This window comes from Terrimesophilobacter mesophilus, assembly GCF_014200375.1.
In the GTDB taxonomy this organism is placed as follows: Bacteria; Actinomycetota; Actinomycetes; order Actinomycetales; family Microbacteriaceae; genus Terrimesophilobacter; species Terrimesophilobacter mesophilus.
In genome coordinates, this window is sequence record NZ_JACHBP010000001.1 from 1,214,135 (window position 1) to 1,226,115 (window position 11,981).

The 11,981-nt window shown below is 68.9% G+C and carries 15 protein-coding genes; 5 read left to right on the top strand and 10 right to left on the bottom strand.

The genetic code is table 11. The features are described 5' to 3' along the window. Positions 1–46: 46 nt before the first annotated feature. The 5 genes from BKA04_RS05990 to BKA04_RS06010 all read left to right on the top strand — a co-directional run bounded on the left by BKA04_RS05990 (position 47) and on the right by BKA04_RS06010 (position 3,417). Positions 47–1,174, top strand: a complete 1,128-nt coding sequence (locus BKA04_RS05990; RefSeq protein WP_104095594.1) for a PQQ-dependent sugar dehydrogenase — start codon at positions 47–49, stop codon at positions 1,172–1,174. Between the two features lie 93 nt (positions 1,175–1,267). Further along, complete coding sequence (locus tag BKA04_RS05995; protein WP_104095595.1) at positions 1,268–1,756, top strand: SprT-like domain-containing protein; 489 nt, start codon at positions 1,268–1,270, stop codon at positions 1,754–1,756. Between the two features lie 147 nt (positions 1,757–1,903). Next, the gene (locus tag BKA04_RS06000; RefSeq protein ID WP_167309683.1) at positions 1,904–2,377 is read left to right on the top strand and encodes a fluoride efflux transporter FluC; all 474 of its coding nucleotides are present in this window, start codon (positions 1,904–1,906) and stop codon (positions 2,375–2,377) included. Further along, positions 2,374–2,748, top strand: coding sequence for a fluoride efflux transporter FluC (locus tag BKA04_RS06005; protein WP_104095597.1), 375 nt, complete (start codon positions 2,374–2,376; stop codon positions 2,746–2,748). Before BKA04_RS06000 ends, BKA04_RS06005 begins: the two co-directional genes overlap by 4 nt. 78 nt (positions 2,749–2,826) lie before the next feature. Then, positions 2,827–3,417, top strand: a complete 591-nt coding sequence (locus BKA04_RS06010; RefSeq protein WP_104095598.1) for a CGNR zinc finger domain-containing protein — start codon at positions 2,827–2,829, stop codon at positions 3,415–3,417. Between the two features lie 7 nt (positions 3,418–3,424). On the opposite strand, the gene BKA04_RS06015 is transcribed toward BKA04_RS06010, so the two are convergent. From BKA04_RS06015 to BKA04_RS06060, 10 genes are all read right to left on the bottom strand, one after another. Beyond that, a complete protein-coding gene (locus tag BKA04_RS06015) occupies positions 3,425–3,730 on the bottom strand; it encodes a hypothetical protein (protein ID WP_104095599.1) in 306 nt (101 codons plus the stop codon). Between the two features lies 1 nt (position 3,731). Further along, entirely contained in the window at positions 3,732–4,592 is an 861-nt protein-coding gene (locus BKA04_RS06020; protein WP_104095600.1) for a hypothetical protein, read from the bottom strand. 64 nt (positions 4,593–4,656) lie between these two features. Next, positions 4,657–4,959 carry a DUF427 domain-containing protein gene (locus BKA04_RS06025; protein WP_104095601.1) on the bottom strand — a complete coding sequence of 101 codons (303 nt, stop codon included), beginning with the start codon at positions 4,957–4,959 and terminating at the stop codon, positions 4,657–4,659. Between the two features lie 30 nt (positions 4,960–4,989). Next, positions 4,990–5,565 (bottom strand): 2-phosphosulfolactate phosphatase, encoded by a 576-nt coding sequence (locus BKA04_RS06030; RefSeq protein ID WP_104095602.1) that lies wholly within the window; start codon positions 5,563–5,565, stop codon positions 4,990–4,992. 39 nt (positions 5,566–5,604) lie between these two features. Then, positions 5,605–7,092 carry an aldehyde dehydrogenase (NADP(+)) gene (locus tag BKA04_RS06035; protein WP_104095603.1) on the bottom strand — a complete coding sequence of 496 codons (1,488 nt, stop codon included), beginning with the start codon at positions 7,090–7,092 and terminating at the stop codon, positions 5,605–5,607. Between the two features lie 18 nt (positions 7,093–7,110). After that, positions 7,111–8,112 (bottom strand): proline racemase family protein, encoded by a 1,002-nt coding sequence (locus tag BKA04_RS06040; protein WP_104095604.1) that lies wholly within the window; start codon positions 8,110–8,112, stop codon positions 7,111–7,113. 2 nt (positions 8,113–8,114) lie between these two features. Continuing rightward, a complete protein-coding gene (locus BKA04_RS06045) occupies positions 8,115–9,038 on the bottom strand; it encodes a dihydrodipicolinate synthase family protein (RefSeq protein ID WP_104095605.1) in 924 nt (307 codons plus the stop codon). Further along, positions 9,035–10,462 (bottom strand): NAD(P)/FAD-dependent oxidoreductase, encoded by a 1,428-nt coding sequence (locus BKA04_RS06050; RefSeq protein WP_104095606.1) that lies wholly within the window; start codon positions 10,460–10,462, stop codon positions 9,035–9,037. Before BKA04_RS06050 ends, BKA04_RS06045 begins: the two co-directional genes overlap by 4 nt. Beyond that, the gene (locus BKA04_RS06055; RefSeq protein WP_232841983.1) at positions 10,459–10,788 is read right to left on the bottom strand and encodes a (2Fe-2S)-binding protein; all 330 of its coding nucleotides are present in this window, start codon (positions 10,786–10,788) and stop codon (positions 10,459–10,461) included. The genes BKA04_RS06050 and BKA04_RS06055 overlap by 4 nt, the downstream gene beginning before the upstream one ends. Beyond that, positions 10,788–11,972: an NAD(P)/FAD-dependent oxidoreductase gene (locus BKA04_RS06060; protein WP_104095607.1), complete on the bottom strand. Its 1,185-nt coding sequence runs from the start codon at positions 11,970–11,972 to the stop codon at positions 10,788–10,790. Before BKA04_RS06060 ends, BKA04_RS06055 begins: the two co-directional genes overlap by 1 nt. Positions 11,973–11,981 lie beyond the last annotated feature (9 nt).

Here is an 11,981-nt window from a genome sequence, read left to right on the forward strand (position 1 = left end):
ATAACGTTCTCCCCACCGGTTCCGTCGACTCCTGAATGATGGAAGCATGCGCAGGAGGATATTGAACGGAGTGGTCGCAGGGGCCATCGCCCTGCTGCTGGTGGGTTGTACGCCGCCGACATCCGAGTCGCCGAGTCCGCGTGCACCGTCGGTGTCGCCGGGGCCCTCGGGGTCACGCGGCCCGGGGGTGTCACCGGCGGGCACGCCCACCGTGCTCGCGACCGGGCTGTCCGCCCCCTGGTCGATCGTTCGGCTCTCGAGCGGGTCCGCGCTCATCAGCGAGCGCGACTCCGGAAGGGTGCTCGAGTACACCGCAGACGGCACGGTTCGCACCGTCGGAACGGTCGCCGGTGTGGACCATGGCGGTGAAGGCGGCCTGCTGGGTCTCGCCGCGCTCACCATCGACGGGACGTTCAATCTCTATGCCTATTACACGAGCGCAACCGACAACCGGATCGTGCGGATGCCTCTTCTCGGCGCGGCGGGCGCATACGCGCTGGGTGACCAGCAGCCGATTCTGACCGGCCTCGCGAAGGCGGGCAACCACAACGGCGGACGCATCGCGATCGGACCGGATGGCCTGCTCTACGCGACAGTCGGCGACGCGGGGCAGCCCGGTCGCGCACAGGATGAGAACTCGCTCAACGGCAAGATCCTGCGCATGAACCTCGACGGAAGCGTGCCCGGCGACAACCCGTTCCCCGGCTCTCTCGTGTACTCGATGGGGCACCGCAACCCGCAGGGTCTCGCGTGGGATGCGAGCGGACAGCTGTGGTCATCCGAGTTCGGGCAGAACACCTGGGATGAGTTCAACCGGATCGAACCGGGGAAGAACTACGGCTGGCCGATCGTGGAGGGCAAGGGCGGCAGGGCCGGCTTCGTCGACCCGGTACTCCAGTGGCCGACCTCCGATGCGAGCCCGAGCGGCCTGGCCTTCGTCGACAACACGTTCTTCATGGCGTCGTTGCGCGGCCAGCGGCTGTGGGCGGTCTACCCGCTCGTACCGGACGCGACGGCGTGGTTCACCGGCGAATACGGACGGCTGCGGGATGTCGTGCCCGGTCCGGACGGGTCGCTGTGGATCCTCACCAACAACACGGACGGTCGCGGATCACCCCGGTCCGGGGACGACAAGCTCCTCCAGGTGCGGCTCGTGCCGCTCACGGAAGGGTGACCGGCTCCCCTCCACAGGCCACCGCAGTGAGGAGTTCCGGACAGGCTCGATCGCGGTCCGCGTTTCGACGGACGTTCGGGTTATCGTCGAACCGTGGCGGATCTGGTGCGGGTAAGGCGATGGGCGGATGCCCTCATCGCCCTGCACCTCGACCCCGCGGAGTGGTCGTTCGGCTTCGACTCCGCCAAGACGCGGGCCGGCCTGTGCGATTACCGGGCGAAGCGGATCACGGTGTCCCGCTATCTCGCCACGCGCTTCGACGACGACGAGATCCACCAGGTGCTGCTGCACGAGACGGCCCACGCGCTGGCCGGCAAGCACGCCGGCCATGGGCCCCTCTGGCGATCGACCGCCCGGGAACTCGGCTATGTCGGCAAGCGCACGCACGATGGGACGGTCGCCGACGAACTCGCACCCTGGCGCGGCATCTGCCCTGCCGGTCATGAACTGTACCGCTACCGACGCCCGACTCGGCCCATGTCGTGCGGGAGGTGCTCGAAGCGGTTCGACGAGCGCAACCTCATCTCCTGGTCGCACCGGATCGTGACGGCGGCGGCCAGGCGGCGGGCCGCCGCGGGTTAGAGCGCGGGCCTCGCTGGTGCGCGGCACTGCATGTGCGGCGAACGGGGCGATAATCGACCGGTGGGCGAACCTGAGAAATCGGCATCCGAACCATCGGGCTGGCGCCGCATGAATCGGCTGTGGCGCCGCTCCCGCAACAGGCTCCCGATGAACAGCGACATCGAGGTTGCGCGCACGATCGTCGGCGTACCGATCGCCGTGCGCATCCGACCGGGCTATCTCGGCATGGCCCTGCTCGGCGGAGCGTTCGGGACGCTCGTCCGCTTCGGACTGACCCTCGTGGCACCGACCTGGGCGACATTGAACACGGGAACGATGCTCGTGAACCTCCTCGGGCCGTTCCTGCTGGGGGCGCTCCTGCAGTCGCTGTCGGTCGGTACGGAGACGAGCCGCAGGCGTGCGCTCCGGATCGTGGTCGGGGTCGGGTTCCTCGGTGCGCTCACGAGTTACGCGGAGCTCGCTCTGGACATCGTGAACGTCGCCGAGCGCGGCGAGGTGGTTCTGGCTGTGACATACGGGGTGGCCACGATCGCGCTCGGAGCGCTCGCGACGTGGCTGGGCATCTTCGCCGCCGCGCGCTGGCAGCGCCACGCGGAACGTCATCCCGAGGTGCCGGAATGACCCTGTTCCCGCTCCTGGTCGCCGCGGCCGGCGGGATCGGCGCTGCGCTCCGACTCGCGCTCAACGGGGTCATTCACCGGCGGGTGAGACCCGAGTACCCGATCGCCATGACGATCATCAACGTCAGCGGATCTTTTGCGCTCGGATTCCTCACCGGCCTCCTCGAAGGGCGGATGCTGCCCCAGCCGTGGGCGATCGCCCTCGGCGCGGGACTCGTGGGCGGGTTCACCGCCTTCAGCACGACGAGCTTTCACACGCTCCGACTCGTGCAGGAGAAGCGCTGGTGGGCCGCTGTAGCGAACTCGTTCGGGATGCTCGCCCTCGCGGTCATCGTCGCCGGGCTCGGACTCTGGCTCGGATGGATGCTGTGACGGGGTTCGGCGCGCTCGGCCCGTGAGGCGCGCGGCCGGCCTCCCCGCGCGATGGCGGTAACTGTCGATACTGGTTACATGGAGACCGCGACCGGCCAGTGGCTCGAGCCGGTGGACGGCGTGCGCTGGTGGTTCGATGCCGGAGCGCTCGCGCTCGACTTCGCCTGGACGGGCGCCGTCAACGGCGAGCATCGCGAAACCCTGTACGCCCCAGCCGACCTCGGCGCCTGGCTGCTCGAGCGGTTTCCGCGCGCCGACTCGTCCATCGGCGAGCGCGAACTGAGCGACGCCCTCATGCTGCGCGCGGCGATCGTCGGGCTCGCGTCCGGAGCGATCGCCGGCGAACAGGCCGCGGCATCCGACGTCGACATCGTCAACCTGTTCGCGGCGACGCCCGACATCCCGCCCGTGCTGGCTCGCGGTTCACGCCAGGCCGGTGCCGGTGCCGTGCGGGCGACCCAGGCGCTGTCGGCGATCGCGCGCGACGCCGTGCGGATCTTCGCAGCGGAAGCCGGCGGGCGCATCCGGGAGTGCGCCGCCGAGGACTGCCGCTACCTCTATCTCGACACCTCGCGCAGCGGCAACCGCCGGTGGTGCTCGATGCAGCGCTGCGGCAACCGGGCGAAGGTGCGCGCGCACCGGTCCAGGACCGCTACGCGCACCGCCTGAACGGCTGTCAGCGGTTGCGGTCACTCTCTGCGCGCTGGCGCCACAGGTCGACGGTTCCCTGCTCGATCGCGAGTTTCGCCGCGTCGACCTCTGCCGGGGTGACCAGCCCGTCGGCGACCGCTGCATCGATATCCGACGTCCTCAGAAGTATCGCCGCCAACACGACGTTCTGAGCCGAGACGTCCGCCGGCAATGGACCGCTGAGGATGGCCGATTCTGATGCCGGGACCGGGGTGCACCCGGTCACTCCGACCCCGATCAGAACACCGGAGAGCAGCGCGAGAGCGACCGCGACCGCCGGCCCGCGCCTCACGTCACTTGCCAGAGTTGCCGCGCTGCGAGTTGCCGCGGTCGGACTTGTTGTGTCCCTTGTTGCCGCGCTGGTCGTCCGACTTGGGACCGTGGGTCTTGTCCCCGGTCTGCCTCTCCAGCAGGGCAGCCGCCTTCTCGAGTCGCTGTGCGGCCCTCTCACCCTGAGCCTCGAAGATGGCCATCGCCTTCTCACGTTGCCCGTCAGGCAACGCGGCGATCCTGGCGAGCTTGGCGTCATGCCGTGCCTGCCACGCTTCGAGGTGATTGAGTTGCATCGCGTAGCGGAACTCGTGTGCGCACTCGGATACGCCGTGCGTCACCGTGCTGTCGTCGGTCGTGTCACCCTCGGTCGTGTCACCCTCGGTGGTGTCACCCTCGGTGGTGTCACCCTCGGTGGTGTCACCCTCAGTCGTGTCACCCTCGGTGGCGCCGTCCTTCGTCGCTGCGCGGCACTCCGCGAAGTCGGCCTTGATCTCATCGAAGGCCGTGTGCCAGGCGAGGGCGATGTCCTGCCAGACACCCGTCTGCTCCTCGAGTTCGCCGTCGAGAGTGCCATCGACGTCCTCGTCACTGACCGAGTCAGGGTCCTCGACGGCCTGCTCCGCAAGATCCTCGACCGTGGTCGTGATCAGCCCGGAGTCGACGGCGGACTGCACGGCGCCTCGAAGAGCTTCGGAGAGCGCAGGGTCCGCCACGGTGACACCGAGCCGATCCAGCGTGGCATCCGTGATCCACGACGCGACGTCGTCGACGCCGGCGGCCTGCGCCGATGCTGCGCCGATGCCCACCGTGCCGACTGCCGTCACAACGGCAACCGTCGCCGCGAGGGCAAGCCTCTGAAGTTTCCCCGTGATCTTCATCATTCCCCCCGGAAGTTATTGATCACTTCACTTTATACACGCGGAAACGGGCACTCCGCAACGGGCATCAGTCGACGACCTGGACCTCTTTCCAGAACGCGACGTAGTTGCTGTAGTCCTGACCGACTCGCTCGAAGGAACTCGGCATCGGGTTCGGGTAGCTCCAGGCGCGATCCTGCAGGGACACCGTGCCATCGGAGACGGTGAAGTACTGGCACACGCCCTTCCATGGACAGGTGTAGGGGGTCGGGCTCTCAGTGAGGTGCCCCGGCTTCACGCTCGACGGTGGGAAATACCAGTTGCCCTCGATGGAGACGAGGTCGTCCTTCGACGCCTCAGCGATCACTGTGCCGTTCAATACTGCCTTCATGGTGACTCCTCAGGTTCACCTGAAGCAACGTCATCCACCGAAGGCGTATTCCTTCAGTACCGGCACCGCCGTCGAGGAATCGACCTCCGAGGCGCGTTCGATGTCTACCGCGAACCCCTGCTCGATCAACTCTTTGCCGCTCGCCGAAGCGCTCACGAGGTGACCGATCGCGCCGCGCAGACCGGTGAAGGCCGCGCACGCGGCCGCCGCCTCTGGGGAGCAGTAGTCGATCCCCACTGCGGCAAGCGCGTCGATGATCGCGCCGGCGGCGAGCTGGTCTTCGACGGCGAAACGGACGCTGCCATCCGCGCGCGCCTCACCGGATGCGATGATCGCCACCGCAAACCGGTCTCCCTTCTCCGACTGCCGCGCGAGCACCCATTCGGCCACCGCCGTGCGGTTCCGCAGCGACCCGGCGACGATGGCGGCGCCCGGTGCCGCCGGCTTCTGAGCCGGCCGTGACCCGAGTGCCACGCCGGAGCCCGACGGGGACGACAGCACGTCGACCACGACGATCACGTCCACACCCGCGGCGACCGTCTCAGCGCCGGCCAAGCCCCAGTCGAAACGGACCTGGTACTGGCTCTGGTCGTGCGGATGGTTCATGCTGCAATGCTATGGCGACGCGGGGCGCCGGCCCCGGGATTACGCCAGATCTCCCCACGCCGACGATTCGCCGGCCGGGGCGCGGTGCTGCGGCACGCCCCACGGATTGTCGTCGCGGAGCGGCTCGGGCAGCATCGCCTGCGGTGCGTTCTGGAAGGCGACCGGGCGGGTGAATCGCGCGATCGCGGCGGTTCCCACCGAGGTGCTCGAGTCGTTCGTCGTCGCAGGCCACGGGCCACCGTGCTGCATGGCAGGGGTGACGGCGACGCCGGTCGGCCATCCGCCGAAGAGGACGCGCCCGGTGCTGCGGGTGAGCCAGGCGACCAGGGCGTGGAGGGCCGGCGTGTCCTCGCCCTTCGCCGCGTGCACCGTACCGGTGAGGTTCCCCTCGAACAGGTCTTCCGCGATCGAGGCGAGCTCGTCGACGCTGTCGTACTCTGCGATGACCGAGAGCGGCCCGAAGGACTCCTCGAGAAGCTCCGCCCGGTTGCCCTCGAGCACGCTCACCGGGGCGGAGACGATCGTCGGTGTCGCCCATCCCTGGCCGTCCTCGTCGATCCGAAGGCTGCCCTCTGCGAGAACCCTCACACCCGGCGTGCCGAGGACGGCGTCGCGCCGAGCCCGGTATCCGGCCGTGATGGCGGGGTTCAGGAGTCGATGCTCTGGGATCCCCGCGGTGCGCGAGGCGATCCCCTCGCCGATCGTGTTCCCCGCAGGAGCGAACAGGAACCCGGGCTTCGTGCACAGTTGACCGGCCGATCCGGACACACTCGTGATGAAACCGTCGAGGATGCCGTCGGCGTTCTCCGCGAGCGCGGCGCCCGTGACGAACACCGGGTTCACGCTCCCGAGTTCCCCATAGAAGGGGATGGGAGTCGGCCGGGCCGCCGCGATGTCGGCGAGCATCCGCCCCACCCGGATCGAACCGGTGAAGCTGCCCGCCTTGATGCGCGGATCCTTGAGCATGTCGACGCCGGCCTGCTGGCCGGAGATCAACTGGAACACGCCCGTCGGAGCGCCCTCGGACTTGAGCGCAGCGGACACGATCTCCGCTGTCTGCACGGAGAGCCTCGGATGCCCGGAGTGGGCCTTGACGATGACCGGGCACCCCGCCGCCAGAGCAGCCGCGGAGTCGCCACCGGCGACGGAGAACGCGAACGGGAAGTTGCTCGCGGCGAAGTTGAGCACCGGCCCGACCGCAACACGGTACCGGCGCACGTCAGGCCGCACCCCGAGCACGAAGTCGGGATCCGCATCGTCGATGCGCACGTCGAGATAGCCGCCGTCGACGACGACATCCGCAAAGAGTTTGAGCTGCACCGCCGTGCGCTTCAGTTCTCCGGATAGCCGGGCCTCGGAGAGCCCGGTCTCCTCCATCGCCGTCGCGACGAGTTCGGCCTGCGCGGCGAGCAGGGCATCGGCCGCCGCCACGAGCGCCTTCGCGCGCTGTCGCGGAGGGGTGGCGGCCCACAGCGGTGCGGCTTCGGCCGCCCGCGCGGCGATGGCGTCGAGATCCTGCGTGGTCATGGTCGTGTGTCTCCTGGGTCAGAACTGGAAGCCGGTGGGGAACGGATCGCTCGGGTCGAGAAGGTACTGCCCGATGCCGGTGACCCATGCCCGGCCGGTGATCGTCGGGATGACAGCCGGCATCCCCGCGACGGTGGTCTCCGAGATGAGTCGGCCGGTGAAGCAGGAGCCGATGAACGACTCGTTGAGGAAGTCCTGGTTCAATCCGAGCTGACCCCGCGAGTACAACTCGGCCATGCGGGCCGACGTTCCGGTGCCGCAAGGGGAGCGATCGAACCACCCGGGGTAGATCGCCATCGCGTGCCGCGAGTGCTTCGCATCCGAACCCGGCGCGATGAACTCCACGTGGTGGCAGTGATCGACTCCCTCGATCTCCGGATGGCTCGGCGGGTCGGTCTCGTTGATCGCGGTCATGATCGCGAGGCCGGCCGCCATGATCTCCTCCTGGTCGGCGCGATCGAACTCGAGTCCGACCGCATCGAGGTCGACCATGGCGTAGAAGTTGCCGCCGAAGGCGAGGCTGTACGGCACTGTCCCGTATCCGGGAACCTCCACCGTGGCATCCAGCCGCACGGTGTAGGAGGGAACGTTCTCGATCGTCACGGAATCCGCGTGCCCGTCGCTCACATCCACCCTCGCGATGACGAGTCCGGCGGGGGTGTCGAGCCGGATGGTCGTCACGGGCTCCGTGACCTCCACCATGCCCGTCTCCACGAGCACCGTCGCGACGCCGATCGTGCCATGGCCGCACATGGGCAGGCATCCGGAGACCTCGATGTAGACGACGCCCCAGTCGGCGTCCGGCCGGGTCGGGGCCTGGAGGATCGCACCGCTCATCGCCGAATGCCCGCGCGGCTCGTTCATGAGGAGCAGCCGGATGTCGTCCAGGTGCTCCATGAAATACAGCCGCTTCTCGTTCATGGTCGAGCCGGGGATGACGCCCACACCGCCGGTGACCACCCTCGTGGGCATCCCCTCGGTGTGGGAGTCGACCGCCGTGAACATCCGCTTCGAACGCATACTCAGACCTTACGGCTCGCGATGAAGTCGAGTGCCTTCTTGGTGTCCGCTGTGACCTTCGCATGCTGCTCCGCGGACAGCGGGCCACGCGGAGGACGGCACGGGCCGCCGTAGGTCTCGCCGTGGATGTCCATGGAGAGCTTGATGGCCTGCACGAACTCGATCGTCGTGTCCCACCGGAACACCGTCACGAGCTGCTCATAGATCTTCAACGCGCTGGGGATGTCGCCCGCCTTGACGAGGTCGTAGATCTCCACCGCCTCCTTGGGGAACGCGTTCGGATAGCCGGCGAACCAGCCATCCGCCCCGACGACGAGGGACTCGAACAGCAGGTCGTCCGTGCCGCAGATGATGTCGATGTCGCACAGTTCCCTGATCGCCAGGATGCGCCGGATGTCGCCGGAGAACTCCTTGACCGCCACGACCTCGGGGATCTCCGCGAGCCTGGCGACGAGCCCCGGCATGAGGTCGATCTTCGTGGAGAACGGGTTGTTGTACGCCATGATCGGCAGGCCGACCTCGGCCACCCTCGTGAAGTGCTCCACGACCTCGTCGTCCGTCGCCTTGTAGATCGTCGGCGGCAGGAGCAGGAGGCCGTCCGCGCCGTCTTCCTTCGCGTACTCCGCCCACTTCTTCGCCGTGTGCCATCCGGTGCCGTGGACGCCCGCGATCACGATGCCGCGTCCGTCTACCGCCTCGACGGCGACCTGGATGACCCTGCGACGCTCCTCGTCCGTGAGGGCCTCGTATTCGCCGAGCGAGCCGTTCGGGCCGACGCCGCGGCACCCGTTGTTCATGAGGAAGTCGCAGTGCTCGGCGAACCGGTCCCAGTCGACGGCGAGACCGGCCGGGGCCGACGAATCCTCCTTGAAGGGCAGCGTGGTCGCGACGACGACGCCTCCGAGATCAAAGTTCTGGCTGCTCACTGTGTTCCTTTCGATGTTTCGTGTTCGAGCTGACGTGTTGGATCGGCGAGTTCGCCGAGCCGGAGTGGGAAGGCAATGGGTCTGCGGTGGGGGCTCGCATCGTCCTGGAGGGAACCCTCGGTCGACGCCGCGCCCAGGAGGTCCTCGACGGTTCTGCCGCACATCCGCCCCTGGCAGATGCCGAGGCCCGCGCGCGTCGTCAGTTTCAGAGACCTCAGCGACTCGGATCGGGTGGTGCGCGCGGCCTGGCGGATGGCGCCGCAGGTGACCTCCTCGCAGCGGCAGACGATGGTCGGCTCGGTGAGCCAGCCCGTCCAGCCCGGTTTGATGCCGTGCGCCGCTTCGATGCGTTTCGCGAAGCCCGTGAAGACCCGGCGACGACGACGGGCGGATGCCGCACCCCCGAGCGCCCCGCCCGCATGACGGCCCGCGATCTCCCCCTCGGCGATGGCGAGGTCGACCCCGCCGATCCCGGTGATCTCGCCCGCAGCGTACACGCCCGGCGTGCTCGTGAGCTGGTCGTCGTCGACGACGACGAACCCCTCGCCCGACAGGTCGCATCCCGCAGCCACGGCGAGCTCGAGCCTGGGCGTGAAACCGTGGCTCACGCACACCGCGTCGACCTCGACCCGCTGTTCGGACCCTGGGATGGGCGACCAGTCCGCGTTGAGGGCGGCGACCGTGACCGACTCGACTCGGTCCGTCCCGTGGGCGGCGACGACCGCGCGCCCGGTGCGGTACGGAATGCGATGTCTCAGTTGCCCGGCGGCGTAGCCGACGAGTTCCATGCCCTTGCCCGAGGCGGGGATCAGTTCCCAGGGCCGGCGGGACCATCCCCGGATGATGCTCCCCGCGCTGTTCGCCTCGAGCACGGCGAGCACGGTGGAACCCGTCGACGCGAGCGACTGCGCGACGGGCAGCAGGAACGGGCCCGCTCCGGCCACGATCACTCGCTGCCCCACCGCGATGCGTTCGCCCTTGGCGAGTGCCTGCGCTGCGCCGCCCGTGAAGACCCCTGGCAGGTCCCACCCCGGGAACGGAAGGGTGCGGTCGTGGGCACCCGTCGCCAGTACGAGGGCATCCGGGGCGAACACCTCGCGGTCGCGCAGGGCTCCGTCGGATTCGCCGACGACGACGTGCACGGCGACACCGGCGAAGGTCTCGATGGCCCACACCTGTCCACCGCGGACGATGCGCACCCTCGGGTCCGCCTCGAGGGAATCGCGGAGTTCGCGGAATCGATCCCACCCGTGGTGGAGGCGCTTCTCGTGCTGTGAGGGCCGCGACTCCGGAAGATGGCGCCAGAACTGCCCACCGAGGGCATCCGACGAGTCGAGGAGGACAACGTCGGCGCCGGCACCGCGCGCAGCTCTTGCCGCGGCGAGCCCGGCCGGCCCTGCCCCCACGATGACGACCTGCCTCACGAGACTGCTCCGCTTCGTCGCGCGCCGTCACCGGTGGTGATGACCGTGTCTCCGTCGTGAGCCCTGCGCTGGCACGCGCGGACGTCGTGCACGCCATTGACCTCCACGATGCAGTCGAAGCACACACCGATTCCGCAGAACACCCCGCGCGGCCGGTCGCCGCGTGCCGTTCTCCTCAACTCCAGGCGGTCGGACGCCATGAGCACTCCAGCGATGCTCTGACCATCGATTCCACTGACCTCCAGGCCGTCGACGCGGATGGTGACGGTACCCGCCGCGTCGGGCCGGATGGGGTCCTCACCGGCCGGCACCGCTCGCGCGCCCACTAGGCGACCGCCTCGAGGTAGGGGGCGAGACTCGGCCGGGACGGTGCATACGGCGCGGGATCGAACAGCGGTTCCGTGCCGGTGATCATGGCGGCCAGCAGGTCTCCCGTCACCGGGGCAAGGCCGATCCCCGCACCCTCGTGTCCCGTGGCATGCCACAGGCCGGCGAGCCGGTGATCCGGTCCGACCAGGGGGAGATGGTCTGGCATGTACGGCCGGAAGCCGCCATAGGTGCGGATGACGGGCTGCTCGGACAGGAACGGGAAGAGGCGAAGCGCCTTGGTGGCGATCGCCGAGATCGTGTCCACACGCAGCCGGTCGTCGAACCCGAGCTGCTGGCGGGAGGAGCCGATGAGCACGTTTCCGGACTCGGTGGCCTCCACGACGCTCGAGGTCTGCAGGGACGCGTCGTCGGATCCGACAGCGCCCACGTAGTCCGCGTCGTAGACCTTGTGGAAGATTCGTCTCGGCATCCTGGAGGTCACGAGGACCATGCCCCGACGAGGCCGAACGGGAACCGAGACGCCGAGGGTCCTCGCCACCTCACCCGACCATGGGCCGGCCGCGACGACCACGGCGTCTGCCCTCAGCTCCCCGCGATCGGTGCGCACACCGACGAGTTCTCCCGAACCCCCGAGAATCGGGCCGACGATGCCGGTCGTGGCCATGACCGTCGCACCGTGCCGCCGCGCGGAGGCCAGCAGCGCCTCGGAGACGGCGACGGGCTGCACCTGCGAGTCCTGCGGATAGTGGACAGCCGCGGTGATGGCGGGATTGAGGTCCGGCTCGAGGCGCAGCGCATCCTCCACCGTGATCTCCCGAGCGTCGACCCCTGCCGCACGCTGCCGCGATGCGAACGCCAGCAACGGCCCTGCGCCCTGCTCGGTCGTCGCGACGACGAGCCCGCCCTTCGCCTCGAATTCGAGCGGGGGGAACTCCTCGCCGAGTTCGTCCTCCAGCTCGCGCACGAGGCCCGGCCAGGCCGCGGCGGCCGCGAGCGCCATGACGAGCTCGGGTCCCGGCGCCTTGTCCGACACCAGGAGGTTCCCCTCACCGTGGGCGGTGGTGCCGGATGCCGGGGCGGACCTGTCGACGACGACGACATCCAGGCCGGCCTTGGCAAGGCTGCGCGCGGCGGCGGAACCGACGATGCCGGCGCCGATCACCACAGCTCGTTGCCTCATATTCCCGGC

Bases quoted from the DNA above. Each gene is read 5' to 3' on its own strand.
- BKA04_RS05990 (WP_104095594.1), top strand. From the start codon at position 47: ATGCGCAGGAGGATATTGAACGGAGTGGTCGCAGGGGCCATCGCCCTG.
- BKA04_RS06060 (WP_104095607.1), bottom strand. From the start codon at position 11,972: ATGAGGCAACGAGCTGTGGTGATCGGCGCCGGCATCGTCGGTTCCGCC.
- BKA04_RS06000 (WP_167309683.1), top strand. From the start codon at position 1,904: ATGAACAGCGACATCGAGGTTGCGCGCACGATCGTCGGCGTACCGATC.
- BKA04_RS06025 (WP_104095601.1), bottom strand. From the start codon at position 4,959: ATGAAGGCAGTATTGAACGGCACAGTGATCGCTGAGGCGTCGAAGGAC.
- BKA04_RS06040 (WP_104095604.1), bottom strand. From the start codon at position 8,112: ATGCGTTCGAAGCGGATGTTCACGGCGGTCGACTCCCACACCGAGGGG.
- BKA04_RS06010 (WP_104095598.1), top strand. From the start codon at position 2,827: ATGGAGACCGCGACCGGCCAGTGGCTCGAGCCGGTGGACGGCGTGCGC.
- BKA04_RS06035 (WP_104095603.1), bottom strand. From the start codon at position 7,092: ATGACCACGCAGGATCTCGACGCCATCGCCGCGCGGGCGGCCGAAGCC.
- BKA04_RS06030 (WP_104095602.1), bottom strand. From the start codon at position 5,565: ATGAACCATCCGCACGACCAGAGCCAGTACCAGGTCCGTTTCGACTGG.
- BKA04_RS06020 (WP_104095600.1), bottom strand. From the start codon at position 4,592: ATGATGAAGATCACGGGGAAACTTCAGAGGCTTGCCCTCGCGGCGACG.
- BKA04_RS06005 (WP_104095597.1), top strand. From the start codon at position 2,374: ATGACCCTGTTCCCGCTCCTGGTCGCCGCGGCCGGCGGGATCGGCGCT.